The sequence below is a fragment of the Nonomuraea lactucae genome (genome assembly GCF_003313395.1).
GTDB lineage: Bacteria > Actinomycetota > Actinomycetes > Streptosporangiales > Streptosporangiaceae > Nonomuraea > Nonomuraea lactucae.
On record NZ_QNFZ01001015.1, the window covers coordinates 1 to 14,949 of the forward strand.

Below are 14,949 nucleotides of genomic sequence, written 5' to 3' on the forward strand. Positions count from 1 at the left end.
CGCCCGAGCCGGAGGCCGGGGACCCGCCCGGGCGCGCTCCGGCAGGGCCGCACCGGATGTACCTGCCGCTGCTGGACGGCACCGAACGCCTCGGCGTCCTGGCCCTCACCGCGCCCGCCGACGACGAGCCCACCCGGTGGCGGGCCGCGCAGCTCGCGTCCCTGAGCGCGCTGATGGTGGTGAACAAGCGCGCCACCAGCGACACCTACGCCCGCCTGGTGCGCTCCCGGCCCATGGAGCTGTCCGCGGAGATGCTCTGGACGCTGCTGCCGGTGCGGACCTTCGCCACCGAGCGGGTCGTGATCAGCGCCGCCCTCGAACCCGCCTACGTCGTCGGCGGGGACGCCTTCGACTACGGCCTGACCGGCGACACCCTGCACATGTCGATCTTCGACGCGATGGGCCACGACACCGCCGCCGGGCTCACCGCCACGATCGCGATGGGCGCCTGCCGCAACAGCCGCCGCCAGGACGTCGGCCTGCTGGACACCAGCGAGGCCATCGACGAGGCCATCGCCGAGCAGTTCGGCGGCACCCAGTTCGCCACCGGCGTGCTGGCCCGCCTCGACCTCCGCACCGGCCTGCTGATGTGGGTCAACCGGGGTCATCACCCGCCGCTGGTGCTGCGTCACGGCCGCCTGGTCGCCACCCTGCGGGCGGAGCCGGACCCGCCGATGGGGTTCAGGATGGGGGCGTTCCACGCGCCCGCCCGCTACCAGCTCGAACCCGGCGACCGGCTGCTCCTCTACACCGACGGCGTCATCGAGGCACGCAGCCCCGGCGGTGAGGAGTTCGGCCTCGAACGCTTCGCGGACTTCGTCATCCGCCGCGAGGGCGACGGCGTGCCTGCCCCTGAAACGCTCCGCCGGCTCATCCTGACCCTCCTCGAACACCAGCAGGACCGCCTCCAGGACGACGCCACCGTGCTGCTCGTCGAGTGGAACAGCCAGCACCTGCACCAGCTCCTCCTCTGAGGGGTTACGGCGGGCGGCCGGAATATCGGACAGGCGACGGCAGGGTCGAGCGCGGCGCAGTGGGCCGAAAATGGGTTGATCCCACGTATTAGCCTGGAAGGGATGCCTCCGGATACACGTTCATCTCGCCGTCCCCTGTTCTCCTCCAACTCCCTGTGGCGGATGAAGTCCTACCTCCGCCCTTACGTGGCCAGGCTCGTGTTCATCTGGCTCGTGGCACTCCTCAGCATCGGCGCGAGCATCGCCCTGCCGCTCGTCGGCAAGGAGGTCGTCGACGGACCCGTTCTCAGCGGCGACTCCGGCGCCCTGCTGCCGCTCGGGCTCCTGGCGCTCGGCGTGGGCGTCGTGGAAGCGTTATTGATCTTCCTGAGGAGGTGGGCCCAGATCAGGGCCGTCCTCGGTCTGGAAACCAAGATCCGCGACGACCTCTACGCGCACCTGCAGCGCCTGCCCATGGCCTTCCACGGCGAGTGGCAGTCGGGCCAGTTGCTCTCGCGGGCCACCACGGACCTGTCGACGATCCGCCGCTTCCTCGGCTTCGGCATGCTCTTCCTGGTCATGAACATCCTGCAGCTGAGCACGGTCACGGTGCTGCTGCTGAACATGTACTGGCCGCTGGGGCTGCTGGTGGCCGCCTCCGCCGTCCCCATCGTGCTGGTGTCGCTGCGCTTCGAGAAGCGCTACATCAGGATCTCCCGCCAGGTGCAGGACGAGCAGGGCGACCTGGCCACGCTGGTCGAGGAGTCGGCCATCGGCATCCGGACGATCAAGGCGTTCGGCCGGCGGCACCACGTCTACGACCGGTACGACGACGCCGCGCTCAAGGTCTACGGCACCTCGATGGACAAGGTGCGGTTGTCGGCGAGGTTCTTCACGTTCCTGGAGGTGATCCCCAACTTCACCCTGGCGCTCGTGCTGCTGCTCGGCGCGCTGGCCGTGGGCGGCGGGTCGCTGACGCTGGGCACCCTGGTCGCGTTCACCACGCTGATGCTCCAGCTCGTGTGGCCGATCGCCAGCCTCGGCTACATCCTGGCGATGGCGCAGGAGGCGATGACCTCGGCCGACCGGGTGATGGAGGTCATGGACACGGTCCCGGCCATCCGGGGCGGCGTGCGGACGATCGGGCGGCCACGCGGCCACCTGCGGTTCGAGGGGGTCGAATACCGGTTCCCCGGCGCCGAGCAGCCCGTCCTGCGCGACGTCCGGCTCGACGTGCGGCCCGGCGAGACGGTCGCCGTCGTCGGAGCCACCGGATCCGGCAAGACGACGCTGACCGCCCTGGTGCCCCGGCTGATCGACCCGACGGCCGGCCGGGTCACGATCGACGGGCACGACGTGCGCGACCTGACGCTGCCGGCGCTGCGCGAGGTGGTGGCGACGGCGTTCGAGGAGCCGACGCTGTTCTCGATGAGCGTGCGCGAGAACCTCACGCTCGGCCGGCACGACGCCACCGACGACGATCTGGACGGCGCCATCCGGACGGCCCAGGCCATGTTCGTCTACGACCTGCCGTGGGGCCTCGACACCCGCATCGGCGAGCAGGGCATGTCGCTGTCCGGCGGGCAGCGGCAGCGGCTGGCCCTCGCCCGGGCGGTGCTGAGCAGGCCGCGGATCCTCGTGCTCGACGACACGCTGTCGGCGCTCGACGTGGAGACCGAGGCGCTGGTGGAGGAGGCTTTGCGGCACGTGCTGCGCGACGCCACCGGCATCGTGGTCGCGCACCGCGCCTCCACCGTGCTGCTGGCCGACAAGGTCGCGCTGCTCCGCGACGGCACGATCACCCACGTCGGCCGGCATCACGACCTGCTGGACGAGGTGCCCGAATACCGGGAGCTGCTCGCGCAGGACGCCGACCTCGACCCGACGGAAGGAGCGCTGCGATGACGGCACCGCCGGCCGCCGACTGGCGCGGCGTCGCCTCCGAGGAGCGCGACGAGCTGCCGGAGAAGGTGTCGGTCCTGCTGCGGGCGCGCTCCCGCCGGCTGCTCGGCGACCTGCTGGCCCCCCACCGCAGGTCGATCGCGCTGCTCACCGGGATCATCGTCGTCTCCAACCTGGCGGGGCTGGCGATCCCCTACCTGGTGAAGGTGGGCATCGACTCGGGCATCCCGCCGATGCTCGCGGGCGGCGGCCCCGGCACGCTGCTCGTGGTGATCGGCGTGATCCTGGCCGCGGCGGTCATCCAGGCGCTGACCAGGCAGGCGTTCCTCCAGTTGTCGGGCAGGATCGGGCAGAGCATCCTGCTGGAGCTGCGCCGCCGGGTGTTCGACCACTTCCAGCGGCTGTCGCTGAGCTTCCACGAGAAGTACACCTCGGGCCGCGTCATCTCGCGGCTCACCTCCGACATCGAGGCCATCGCCGAGCTGCTCCAATCGGGCTTCGACGGTCTGGTCACGGCGGTGCTGACGCTGTTCGGCACGGCCGTGGTGCTGCTGGTGCTCGACGCGCACCTCGGCCTGGTCGCGCTGGTGCCGCTGCCGGTCCTGCTGCTGTTCACCCGCTGGTTCCGCCGCCAGTCGGCGATCGTCTACCGGCGCACCCGCGAGACGGTGGCGCTGGTGATCGTCCACTTCGTGGAGTCGATGACCGGCATCCGCGCGGTGCAGGCGTTCCGCAGGGAGCCGCGCAACCAGGAGATCTTCGAGCGGCTCAACGACGACTACCGCGCGGCCAACGCCCGCAGCATGCAGCTGGTCGCCGTCTTCATGCCGGGCGTCAAGCTGATCGGCAACGTGACCGTCGCCGCGGTGCTGCTGTACGGCGGATGGCTGGCCTTCCGGGACGAGGTCACGGTCGGCGTGCTGGCCGCGTTCCTGCTCTACCTGCGCCAGTTCTACGAGCCCATGCAGGAGATCAGCCAGTTCTACAACACGCTGCAGTCGGCGGGCGCGGCGCTGGAGAAGCTGTCGGGCGTGCTGGAGGAGGAGCCGGCGGTGCCGGAGCCGCGCGAGCCGCGGCCGCTGCCCGAGCCGCGCGGACGGGTGCGGTTCGACGGGGTCAGGTTCGCCTACGTCGAGGAGACGCCGATCCTGCCCGGCCTGGACCTGACCATCCCGGCGGGCCAGAGCGTGGCGCTGGTGGGCGCCACCGGCGCGGGCAAGACGACGCTGGCCAAGCTGATCTCCCGCTTCTACGACCCGACCGCGGGCCGGGTGCTGCTCGACGGCGTCGATCTGCGGCACCTGGACGAGCCGGCCCTGCGCGCCGCCGTCGTCATGGTGACGCAGGAGAACTTCCTGTTCAGCGGTACGGTGGCCGACAACATCAGGTTCGGCCGCCCGGAGGCCACCGACCGGCAGGTGCGCGAGGCGGCCATGGCGATCGGCGCCCACGACTTCGTCGCGTCGCTGCCGCACGGCTACGACACCGAGGTGGGCAACCGGGGCGGCCGGATGTCGGCCGGGCAGCGGCAGCTCGTGGCGTTCGCGCGGGCGTTCCTCGCCGACCCGGCGGTGCTGATCCTGGACGAGGCGACGTCGAGCCTGGACGTGCCGAGCGAGCGGCTGGTGCAGCGGGCGCTGCGCACCATCCTCGCCGACCGGACGGCGCTGATCATCGCGCACCGGCTGTCGACCGTCGAGATCGCCGACCGGGTGCTGGTCATGGAGCGGGGCGAGATCGTGGAGGACGGCCCGCCCGCCCGGCTCATCGCCGCCTCTGGCCGCTTCGCCGGCCTGCACCGGGCATGGCTGGAGAGCCTCTCCTGAGCCGTGCGGCTCAGGAGAGCGGTGAGGCCCAAGAGCGAGGCCCAAGAGTGGGACCCGACAGTGAGGCCCGACAGTGAGGCCCGAAAGTGAGGCCCGAAAGTGAGGCTCAGTAGAGGCGTTTGGGGACCGGGCTGAGCAGCGGGGTCTCGTCGGGCGGCGCCGGCTCGGCGGGCGGTATCAGCTCGGGATGCCGCCTCAGGTAGCCCTCGGGGAACGTGGTGCAGTGCTGGGAGCCACAGCTCGGGCAGATCGCCCCCTCCGACGGCGGCGGCACCGGCACGCCGCCCCGCAGCCACACCTGCCGCTCGTTGCCGTGACGGTCCTCGCCGTATCTGACCAGGTATTCCTCTTCCCACACGTGCCAGCAGCGGCGGCACTCGAACGGTAGCTTCCGGTGCACCTCTTCCATGGGTCACCCCCTCCCTTCGAGTGTCGTCCCGGGCGGGAGTCCTCGCAAGCGTCGGCTACCGCCAGGGGGCCAGCACGAAGGTGAGCGCCCCGGCGACGGCGCAGAGCGTGCCGAGCCAGGCGAGCAGGGCGTCGAGCCCGCTGTCGATGGGCCTGCCGCCGTGCAGCGCCTCCTGCACGCGCCGGAACCTGACGCCGGTCCTGGTCAGCAGCAGGGCGCCGAAGAGGGCGGCGAGCACGAACCCGGCGGCGGCCGGCGCGGGCAGGCCGTGCCGCAGGGTCAGGCCGGTGGCGGCGAGCCCGCCGGTGGACAGCATCACGGCGGTGCGGACCCAGGCGAGCCGGGTCCGCTCGCTCTGCAGGCCGGGGTCCCAGATCTCGCGGGACATCTCAGGCCGCGAGCACGATGAGGACCAGGGCGAGGACGGCGACCGCCGCCACGCCGTAACCGAAGACGGCCGCGAGCGCGGGCGGCGGCAGGGGCGCCTGCCGGCGCAGGGCCCGCTGGATGTTGCGCCAGCGCGGGTAGGCCATGCCCGCCGCCAGCGCGGAGAGCGTGACCAGGATGACGGCCAGCGCGGTGCGGGCCCACGGGACGAACACGCCTTCCGGCACGGCCGCCATGGCCACCCCGCCGGCGCTCAGCGCCAGGGCGGTGCTGAGCCATGTCAGGAACGTGCGTTCGTTCGCGAGCGTGAAACGTGGATCCGGCTCCATGTCTCCGACGCTAATTCGGCACCATTTCCCCTAGAGAAGCCGGGGTTCAGCTGCAGGCCTGGCGGACCTTGTCCAGGTAGGCGGCCGTGTCGGCGGCCACCTTCTGGGCCGCGTCGACGGCGTCGTTGACGTTCTTGACGTTGATGTCGCCCAGGGTCTTGGCCAGGTCGTCGCTGGCCTCCTTCAGCGTGGTGTTGCCGGCCTTGTCGGCCAGGTCGCCGAGCTTGCCGGCGGCGGCGTCGAGAGCCTTCTCCATGGCCTGTGGATCGTCCTTGAGCTTGGCGATCTCGGCGCCCAGGTCAGCGACGATCTTGGGGGCCTCAAGGCACGCCTGGGCCTTGTCGATGCCTGCGTTCAGCCCGCCGCATCCGGCGGCGAGGGTGAGGACGGCGAAAGCGGCGAGGGGCACGAACCGGCTCTGGATACGGCGCATACCGCGACCCTACCCAACGGGTCCGTGCCCCAGGCGATCTACGGCTTGGCGAAACAGGGCCCGTCGAAGGTGTGGCCCTTGGCGGTCGGTCCCACGGCGAAGTCCTTGGCGATGGTGACGCCGGTGGGCGCCTTGTCGTCGACCTTGTTGATCAGGGTCTGCCGGAACGTCGCGGTGTTGGGGTCGTCGGCGTAGTTGCCCGCCTCCGGCGGCAGCATGCCCTCGTAGTCGACGGTCTTGAGGGTCTTGACCGCCGCGAGCAGGCCCTTGCGGCTGATGTCGCCGGAGGCGACCATCTTCTCCAGCGCCGCCTTCATCGGGTAGGCCCAGGCCCAGCCCGAGGTGTAGCCGTCGCTGGGCGTCACGCCGGGCAGCGCGTCACGCATGGCCTGGTGGCCGGGCGTGTCGGAGCCCCACGGCCGGCCCGGTGACGACTGCTCGTACATGGCCTTGAGCGCGGGGGCGGCCGGCGACTTGAGCAGGGCGGGGTTCCACGTGGGGCCGGTGCCGATGAAACGGCCCTTGAAACCGGCCGCGGCGGCCTGACCGACGATGGTGGCCGCGTCGGCGGGGCCGGTCGTGATGATCACCAGGTCGGGCTTGCCCTTGGTGATCTCGCTGATCGCCCGGCCCTGCTCGGTGGCGCCCGGGGGCGTCTCGACGTCGGTGAACTTCAGGCTGTTCTTCTCCGCCGCGATCCTGGCTCCGGCGGCGGCGTCGGCGCCGTAGTCCCCGGGGAGGTGCACGGCCATCACGCTCTTCGGCTTGTACGTCTCCAGCGCGTAGTCGACGGCGTTCATCGCCTCGGCGCAGTAGCTGGCGCCGCTCTCGATGATCACGTCCTCGAACTCCCAGGCCGAGGTCCACGAGGCGGGGGCCGCGACGACGTTGTTGGCCTTGAGGTCGCCGAGGATGGCGGCCGTGGTGGGCGAGCCGAGCGTCTGGGCCAGGCCGAGCACCTGGTCCTTGATCTCGTTGTAGACCTGCCGGTGCACCTCCGGGTTGTACTTGTTGTCGCGGACGAACTTGGTCACGTCCACCTCGTACTTGCCCCCGATGCCGCCCGCCTTGTTGACGCGCGCCCAGAACGCCTTCTGCGCGTTGGTGATCGGCACGGCGAGCGCCGCGAACGGCCCGGCCGTGAGGTCGGAGATCGTGCCCAGGTAGATGCATCCCTTCTTCTTGTCGACCGCCGCGGGACAGGGCGCCGTGGTGACCCCCGTCGTCTGGGCGCCCTTGCTGCCCTCGTCGCCGTCCCCCCGGATGACGCCGCACGCGGACAGAAGGGTCACCAGCGCGGTGGAGACCACTAGGTAGCGACTCTTCATTGTTGATCCTCTCTAGTAGGAGAACGGCCAGGTCTTCCAGTAGTTGCGCGCGCGGACCCACAGGCCGAACAGGCCGCGCGGTTCGAAGACGAGGAACAGCACGATCAGCAGGCCGTAGAGCACGGTCTCGACCTGGAACACGTTGGGCGTCTGGGTGGTGTCGGCGCTGATCACCGGCACCAGTGAGGGCAGCGCCCTGGTCAGGGGCTGCAGCAGCGAGATGAACAGCGCGCCCGCGACGGCCCCCGAGACGGTGGCGACGCCCCCGATCAGCACCATCGCGATGAACTGCACCGACATCAGGAGGCTGAACGAGCCCGGCTCCACGTATCCGGAGATGGTGTAGAGCAGGCCGCCCGCGCACCCGGCGTAGAACGAGGAGATGCCGAACGCCAGCACCTTGTAGCGGGTGAGCGGCACCCCCATCACCTCGGCGGCGATGTCGCGGTCGCGGATCGCGGCGAACGCCCGGCCGACGCGGGAGCGCGCGAGGTTGCGCGCCGCCACGGCGAAGGCGACCAGGAGCACCAGCATCAGCAGGTAGAGCACCTGCTCCTTGGTCCCCAGCGGCCCGTCCTCGTTGAGCCGGTAGCCGAACAGCCGCGGGACCGCCGCCTCCCGCCCGACGCCGGGGCCGCCGGTGAGCGACTGCCACTCCTTGAAGACGTGCTCGCCGAGGAACACCAGCCCGAGCGTGACGATGGCCAGGTAGAGCCCCCGCAGCCGGGTGGCGAGCGGCGCGACCAGCACCCCCGCCGCCGCGGCGACGAGCCCGGCCGCGGGCAGCCAGATCCAGATCTCCGCGACGCCGTACCCGATGGTGTCGCCGCCGGGCGGCCCGGACAGCGCCGCGGCGGTGTAGGCGCCGATGGCCACGAAGAAGGCGTGCCCGAGCGACACCTGGCCCGCGTACCCGGTGACGATGTTGAGCCCGATCGCCCCGATGGCCAGCACGTACGCGCCGGCCAGCACCTCCAGGGAGCGGTCGGCGAGCAGCACCGACAGCGAGAAGGCCAGCACGACCAGCAGCCCGGTCGAGATCCGCTTGGCCGGGGTGTCGAGCAGCGCCATGTCCTGGGCGTAGGAGGTGTAGAGCAGCGGCCTGCCCCGCACCCGGCGAGACCGTCCGGTCGGTATGTCCGGGACAGTGGTATCCGCCGCAGATTTCACTTCTGTCATACCCGCTCGACCTCCCGGGTGCCGAACAGGCCGTACGGCCTGACCAGCAGGACGACCAACATCACCACGTACGGGGTGACGACGGCGAAGTTCTGTCCCAGCCACGGCGCGTACTCGCCCTGGTAGGACTGGAACAGCGACTCGACCACCCCGACGACCAGCCCCCCGATGACCGCCCCGCCGAGCGAGTCAAGGCCGCCCACGATGATCGCGGGCAGCGCCTTGAGCGCGATGATCCAGGTCATCTGCTCGATCCCCTGCCCGGTCCCGACGAACATCCCGGCGATGGCGGCCAGGAACCCGGCCAGCCCCCACGACAGCGCGAACACCATGCCCACGGAGACTCCCTGGGCCAGCGCGGTCTCCTGGTCGAACGCCGCAGCCCGCATCGCCAGCCCGTACTTGGTGTAGCGGAAGAACGCGAACAGCAGCGCGACCAGCACGGCCGTCACGGCGAGCATGGCCAGCCAGCGTTGCTGCACCACCAGCGGGCCGATCGAGACCTGGCCGAACCCCCAGGGGTCGCCCATCTGCCGCACGTCCGTGCCGATGAAGGCGTTGACCACCACGCGGACGACCACGTCGATCCCCAGCGTGATGATGGCGACGACGAACACCGGCCGCCCCACCATGGGCCTGATCGCGACCCGCTCGATCAGCAGGGCGACCCCGGCGATGAGCAGCGCTGCGAGCAGCACGGCGCCGTAGAAGCCCGTCACCTCGGCGAGGTAGCTGACGGCGACGGCCCCGGCCAGCATCAGCGCGGGCTGCGCGAAGCTGATCACCCTGGTGGCCTTGTAGATGATGACGAAACCGAGCGCCAGCAGGGCGTAGACCGAGCCGTTGCCCAGCCCCCTGATGACCGTCTCCAGCAGGCCCTTCACCGCGCGTACATCCCTTCGACCAGGTCCTCGAACAGCTTGGCGATGGCGGAGCGCTTGACCTTCTGGGTGGCGGTCAGCTCCCCGTCCTCGTGGTCGAGCTCCTTGGGCAGGAACGCGAAGCGCTTGACCTGCTCGACCCGGGCGAAGCGCGCGTTGACCTCATCGACGACGCCCTGGACCAGCTCGCGGGTCTCCGGTTTCTCCGACAGGTCGCGGTAGGTGGTGTAGGTGATGCCGCGCCGCCGCGCCCACTCCCCGACCGTGTCGGGCTCGATGCCGATCAGCGCGACGAGGTGAGGCCGCTGGTCGCCGATGACGACGGCCTCCTTCACGTACGGCGACGCCTTCAGCGCGTTCTCGATCTCGCTGGGGGCGATGTTCTTGCCGCCGGCCGTGATGATGATGTCCTTCATCCGGTCGGTGATCCTGACGTGGGTGCCGTCGACCAGCTCGCCCACGTCGCCGGTGTGCAGCCAGCCGTCCGGGTCGAGGACGTCGGCGGTGGCGCGGGACTTGCCCCAGTATCCGGCGAACGTGCCCGGGTGCCTGGTCATGATCTCGCCAGTGGCCTCGTCGATCTTCAGCTCGACGCCGGGGTGCGGCTCGCCGACCGTGCCCAGCCGTACCCGGCCTGGACGGTTGGCGGTGGCGACGGCGGTGTTCTCGCTCATGCCGTACACCTCGTGCATGGCGATGCCGATGCCCATGTAGAACTTGAGCACGTCGGGCGCGATCGGCGCGGCGCCGGAGGCGGCGTAGCGGACGCGGCGCATGCCGAGCCGCTCGCGCAGCGACCGGTAGCAGAACACCCAGCCGGCCGCGTACAGCAGGCGGGTGCCCGCGGTGTGCCTGCCGCCGGTGCGCACGAGCGTGTCGCCGATGCGGTCGGCCCGGCGCAGCCAGAAGCGGGTGATCAGCCGCTTGACCGGGGTGGCGGAGTCCTGCTTGATGTTGACCTGCGCGAGCACCTTCTCCCAGATGCGCGGCACGCCGAACAGGATCGTCGGCTGCACCTCGCGCAGGTTGGCCTGGATGGTGTCGATGGACTCGGCGAAGTTCACCTGCACGCCGGCCGCCGCGTTGAACCAGACGGTGAACGCCCGCTCGGCGACGTGGCAGAGCGGCAGGTACGACAGCGCCAGGTCCCGCTCGGAGGGCGGCGGCGAGGTGAAACCGCCGCCGGTCACCAGGACCTCGACGGCGAACTCGACGTTGCCGACGGTGAGCATCACGCCCTTGGGCGGCCCCGTGGTGCCGGAGGTGTAGATGAGGGTCATCACGTCGCCGGGCGTGGCGGCGGCGATCCGGCGATCCACCGCGTCCGGGTGCTCGGCGCGGTGCCCCGCGCCGAGGGCGAGCAGCTCCGGCCAGGACATCAGCCGCGGGTCGTCGTAGCGGCCGCGGATGCCACGCGGCTCCAGGTAGACGATGTGCCGCAGGTCGGGGCACTCGTCGGCGACGGCCAGCGCCTTGTCGAGCTGCTCCTGGTCCTCGGCGATCAAGATCTTGGAGCCCGAGTCGGCGAGCAGGTAGGCGACCTCGGCGGCCGGGTTCGTCGGGTAGAGGCCGACCGTGACGCCCCGGGCCGCGACGGTGCCGAGGTCGGCGTAGAGCCATTCGGGCCGGTTCTCGGAGTGGACGGCGATCCGGTCGCCCGGCTCGACGCCGAGCGCGAGCAGGGCGTGCGCGACGAGCTCCGCCCGATCCCAGTAGGCGGCCCAGGTGACCTCCTGCCAGATGCCGAGGTCCTTGTTCCGCAGGGCGACGCCTTCGGGCGTGGCCAGGGCGCGGTCGCGGACCCTGGTCACGATGGTGGTCGTGATGCCCGTCTCGCCGGAGACGTCGCGTTCGCCGATCGTCGCGGTCATGCGGCGCCTCCCAGGTACGCCTCGATCACGTCAGGGTCGCGCTGCACCTCGGCCGGGCTGCCCAGCGCGACGGGCCGCCCGAAGTCCAGCACCAGCACGCGGTCGGCCAGGTCCATGACCAGGCCCATGTCGTGCTCGACGAGCACCATGGGGATGCCCAGCTCGTCGCGGATGTCCAGGACGAATCTGGCCATGTCCTCGGTCTCCTCCAGGTTCATCCCGGCCACGGGCTCGTCGAGCAGGAGCAGCCGCGGCTCCATGGCCAGCGCCCTGCCGAGCTCGACCCGCTTCTGCACCCCGTACGGCAGCAGCCGCACGGGGTGGCGCCGCCACGCCTCCAGCTCCAGGAAGTCGATGATGTCCTCGACCCGGGCGCGGGCGGCCAGCTCGGCCCGCCGGGCCCTGCCGCGCCAGAGGACGGCCGAGAGCGCGCCGTACCGGAAGTGGTGGTGGCGGCCGAGCATCAGGTTGTCCAGGACGGTCAGGTTGTGGAACAGCTCGACGTTCTGGAACGTACGGGCCAGGCCCATGGCGGCGATCTCGTGCGGCCGGCTGGCGAGCAGGTCCTCGCCGAGGAACGTGACCCGGCCGCGCTGCGGCCGGTAGACGCCCGACAGCACATTGAAGATCGATGTCTTGCCGGCCCCGTTGGGCCCGATCACCGCCAGCAGCTCGGCGGGGCCCACGTCGAAGGTGACGCCGGCGATGGCCTTGACGCCGGCGAAGCTCAGGTGCACGTCCTCGACGGCGAGGACGGGGGGACTGGTGTTCACGACAGCCACCGCTTCCTCCGCTTGTAGTGCTTGACCTCGCGGAACGACCTGACCGTGCCGAGGTAGAACTCCTTGATGTCCTCGTCGGCCAGCAGCTCGCCCGCCGGCTTGTCCATGACGACCTTGCCGGTCTCCATGACGTAGCCGTGGTCGGCGATGGACAGCGCCATCGTGGCGTTCTGCTCCACCAGCAGGACTGTGGTGCCCTGCCGGTTGATCTCGACGATCAGGTCGCGGATCTGCGACACCAGCGCGGGGGCGAGGCCCAGGCTGGGCTCGTCCAGCAGCAGGTAGCGGGGGCCGGCCATGAGGGCGCGGCCGACCGCGAGCATCTGCTGCTCGCCTCCCGACAGGTAGCCGGACACGTTGCGGCGCCGCTCCCGCAGAAGGGGGAACAGGTCGTAGACGCGGTCCAGGTGGGAGGTGCGCTCGGTGTGGCCGCCGACCTTGAGGTTCTCCTCGACGGTGAGCTCGGCCAGGATGCGGCGGCCTTCCATGACCTGGCTGATGCCCCGCCGTACGATCTGGGCTGGTCTGAGTTGGTGGACGGGCTCGCCCTCAAGGGTGATCGAGCCTTTGGTGATCTTGCCGTCGTGCACGTCGAGCAGCCCCGACAGGGCACGGAGAAGGGTGGTCTTACCTGCCCCGTTCGCGCCGAGCAGCGCGACGATCGAGCCAGGAGCGACGGTGAGGCTCACGCCTCGCAGCACGAGCATCACATCGTCGTAGACAACCTCGAGATTGCGAACCTCCAGCAAGCCGGCTCCTCGGGATTGTGGTCTAGGTCACCCCCGTGTCCACACACCCTCCACCGTGTTCGGGCCGGTCAGCAAGGGCCGCAACCAAATTGGAATGCCGTTCTAGTCATAGGATTCCTTATATGGCAATTTGTGAGCATCTTCTCGCGGCTGCCGATCCGGCACCCCGCACGCCCGACGGATGCGAGGAGTGCCTGGCGGCCGGCGGGCAATGGGTCCACCTGCGCCGTTGCCTGGAATGCGGCCACATCGGCTGCTGTGACTCCTCGCCCCAGAAGCACGCCACCCGGCACTTCCACGAGACGACCCATCCGGTGGTCCAGTCGTACGAGCCCGGCGAGCTCTGGCGGTGGTGCTTCGTCGACAGCGTGCTCGGCTAGCCGGCGCCTCCTCCGGGCTCAGCGTTCGAGGATGGCCTCCTCGAAGTCGAGCTGAGCCATCACCTCGCGCAGCACCTCGTCGTCCAGGCGGCGCTCGTCGCGCAACCGGACGAACACCTCCCGTTCCGCCTGCAGCATCTCGCGCCGCAGGCGCCGGTAGAGGGCGCTCGGCGTCTCGGCGCCGCCGGGGCCGGTGCCGCCGCCCAGCCGCTCCCACGCGCTCAGCGAGCGCCGCCACGACTTCTCCCGGAGCTGGTCGATGACCTCCTTCTGGATCTCGTCGGGCTCCCCCTCCCGCTCCACCAGCCGGTCCAGCACCCCCACCCCCGCCGTGAGCGCCGCCTGCTGCGCGCTGGCCTCGGCCAGCCTGTCCTCGTACAGCTCCCGCTCGCTGGAGACGCCCAGCCGCCTGATCAGCGCGGGGAACGACATGCCCTGGACGAGGAGCGTGCCGATCACCGTGGTGAAGGTGAGGAACAGCATCATCGGCCGTCCCTCGACGCCGGCGGGGATGGCGAACGCGGCGGCCAGCGACACCACGCCGCGCATGCCCGCCCAGCCGACGATCGTGATGTGCGCGGCCGAGGGCGGCGGGTCGTGCCGCGCCAGCAGCCGCCCGAGGTACGCGGCGGGGAACACCCACGCGAACCTCACCAGCACCGTCACCAGGAACACCACGACGGCGTAGAGCGCCACCTCCCACGCGCCGTAGCCACGGATGCCCTGGATCACCGTGACGAGCTGGAGCCCGATCAGCGCGAAGACGATCGTCTCCAGGAAGAAGCCGACGACCTGCCACACCGACGTCGCCAGCAGCCGCGTGCCGAAGCCGCGCATGTGCATCCGGTGGCCGAGGTAGAGGCCGACGATCACCACCGCGATCACGCCCGAGGCGTGCACCGACTCGGCCGCGAGATAGGCGCCGAACGGGATCAGCAGCATGAGGGTGTTCTCGACCAGCGAGTCGCGGGTGCGCTGGAACAGCCAGGCGAACACGAACGCGAGCGCCAGCCCGATGGCCACGCCCGCCCCGGCCGCGAACAGGAACTCGCCGACCGCCTCCATCAGGTCGATCGTGCCGCCCACCGCCGCCGCGATGGCCACCCGGTAGGCGGTCAGGGCCGTGGCGTCGTTGAACAGGCTCTCGCCGACGAGGATGGTCAGCGGCCGGCGCGGCAGCCCGAGCCGCCTGCCGACCGCGACGGCGGCCACCGCGTCGGGCGGGGCGATGATGGCACCCAGCGCGAACGCCGCCGCCAGCGGCAGCTCGGGCAGCAGCAGGTGGACGACCAGGCCGACGGCCGTCATGGTGGCCAGCACCAGCCCGACCGACAGCAGCGCCACCGGCCGCTTGACGTCGCGCAGCCGCAGGTAGGAGCTGTCGAGCGCGGCCGAGTAGAGCAGCGGCGGCAGGAACACGTACAGCACCAGCTCGGGATCGAGCGGCACGGGCGGCACCAGCGGCGAGACCAGCAGCCCGGCCGCCACGAGCAGCAGCGGCGCGGGCCAGCCCCTGCGGCGGGCCACGGCCGCCACCGCG

15 protein-coding genes are annotated in these 14,949 nt (G+C 70.9%); 4 read left to right on the top strand and 11 right to left on the bottom strand.

What is annotated here, in order from left to right; genetic code table 11:
• The 3 genes from DQW85_RS37045 to DQW85_RS37055 all read left to right on the top strand — a co-directional run.
• A partial coding sequence (locus DQW85_RS37045; RefSeq protein ID WP_162795685.1) for a PP2C family protein-serine/threonine phosphatase occupies positions 1-974 on the top strand: 974 nt, incomplete at its 5' end.
• A 162-nt stretch (positions 975-1,136) separates the two neighbouring features.
• On the top strand, positions 1,137-2,858 hold the full coding sequence (locus DQW85_RS37050) for an ABC transporter ATP-binding protein (RefSeq protein ID WP_113704403.1): 1,722 nt from the start codon (positions 1,137-1,139) through the stop codon (positions 2,856-2,858).
• Positions 2,855-4,681 carry an ABC transporter ATP-binding protein gene (locus DQW85_RS37055; protein WP_113704404.1) on the top strand — a complete coding sequence of 609 codons (1,827 nt, stop codon included), beginning with the start codon at positions 2,855-2,857 and terminating at the stop codon, positions 4,679-4,681. Before DQW85_RS37050 ends, DQW85_RS37055 begins: the two co-directional genes overlap by 4 nt.
• Positions 4,682-4,787: 106 nt before the next feature.
• Here the strand turns inward: DQW85_RS37055 and DQW85_RS37060 are convergent, their stop codons facing one another.
• The 10 genes from DQW85_RS37060 to DQW85_RS37105 all read right to left on the bottom strand — a co-directional run bounded on the left by DQW85_RS37060 (position 4,788) and on the right by DQW85_RS37105 (position 13,029).
• Complete coding sequence (locus tag DQW85_RS37060; protein WP_113704405.1) at positions 4,788-5,090, bottom strand: hypothetical protein; 303 nt, start codon at positions 5,088-5,090, stop codon at positions 4,788-4,790.
• Between the two features lie 55 nt (positions 5,091-5,145).
• Positions 5,146-5,478: a DUF202 domain-containing protein gene (locus DQW85_RS37065; RefSeq protein WP_113704406.1), complete on the bottom strand. Its 333-nt coding sequence runs from the start codon at positions 5,476-5,478 to the stop codon at positions 5,146-5,148.
• Position 5,479: 1 nt separating this feature from the next.
• Positions 5,480-5,806 (bottom strand): YidH family protein, encoded by a 327-nt coding sequence (locus DQW85_RS37070; protein ID WP_113704407.1) that lies wholly within the window; start codon positions 5,804-5,806, stop codon positions 5,480-5,482.
• A gap of 46 nt (positions 5,807-5,852) precedes the next feature.
• A complete protein-coding gene (locus tag DQW85_RS37075) occupies positions 5,853-6,239 on the bottom strand; it encodes a hypothetical protein (protein WP_113704408.1) in 387 nt (128 codons plus the stop codon).
• 38 nt (positions 6,240-6,277) lie between these two features.
• On the bottom strand, positions 6,278-7,567 hold the full coding sequence (locus tag DQW85_RS37080; RefSeq protein WP_113704409.1) for an ABC transporter substrate-binding protein: 1,290 nt from the start codon (positions 7,565-7,567) through the stop codon (positions 6,278-6,280).
• A 12-nt stretch (positions 7,568-7,579) separates the two neighbouring features.
• A complete protein-coding gene (locus DQW85_RS37085; protein WP_113704410.1) occupies positions 7,580-8,680 on the bottom strand; it encodes a branched-chain amino acid ABC transporter permease in 1,101 nt (366 codons plus the stop codon).
• A gap of 62 nt (positions 8,681-8,742) precedes the next feature.
• Entirely contained in the window at positions 8,743-9,630 is an 888-nt protein-coding gene (locus DQW85_RS37090; protein WP_113704411.1) for a branched-chain amino acid ABC transporter permease, read from the bottom strand.
• Complete coding sequence (locus DQW85_RS37095; protein WP_113704412.1) at positions 9,627-11,498, bottom strand: AMP-dependent synthetase/ligase; 1,872 nt, start codon at positions 11,496-11,498, stop codon at positions 9,627-9,629. Before DQW85_RS37095 ends, DQW85_RS37090 begins: the two co-directional genes overlap by 4 nt.
• On the bottom strand, positions 11,495-12,271 hold the full coding sequence (locus DQW85_RS37100) for an ABC transporter ATP-binding protein (protein ID WP_205315691.1): 777 nt from the start codon (positions 12,269-12,271) through the stop codon (positions 11,495-11,497). The genes DQW85_RS37095 and DQW85_RS37100 overlap by 4 nt, the downstream gene beginning before the upstream one ends.
• On the bottom strand, positions 12,268-13,029 hold the full coding sequence (locus DQW85_RS37105; RefSeq protein WP_113704414.1) for an ABC transporter ATP-binding protein: 762 nt from the start codon (positions 13,027-13,029) through the stop codon (positions 12,268-12,270). The genes DQW85_RS37100 and DQW85_RS37105 overlap by 4 nt, the downstream gene beginning before the upstream one ends.
• A 122-nt stretch (positions 13,030-13,151) precedes the next feature.
• Here DQW85_RS37105 and DQW85_RS37110 point away from each other — a divergent pair, with 122 nt between their 5' ends.
• Complete coding sequence (locus DQW85_RS37110; protein ID WP_113704415.1) at positions 13,152-13,409, top strand: UBP-type zinc finger domain-containing protein; 258 nt, start codon at positions 13,152-13,154, stop codon at positions 13,407-13,409.
• Between the two features lie 18 nt (positions 13,410-13,427).
• On the opposite strand, the gene DQW85_RS37115 is transcribed toward DQW85_RS37110, so the two are convergent.
• The coding region (locus tag DQW85_RS37115; RefSeq protein ID WP_113704416.1) for a Na+/H+ antiporter at positions 13,428-14,949 on the bottom strand (1,522 nt) is incomplete at its 5' end.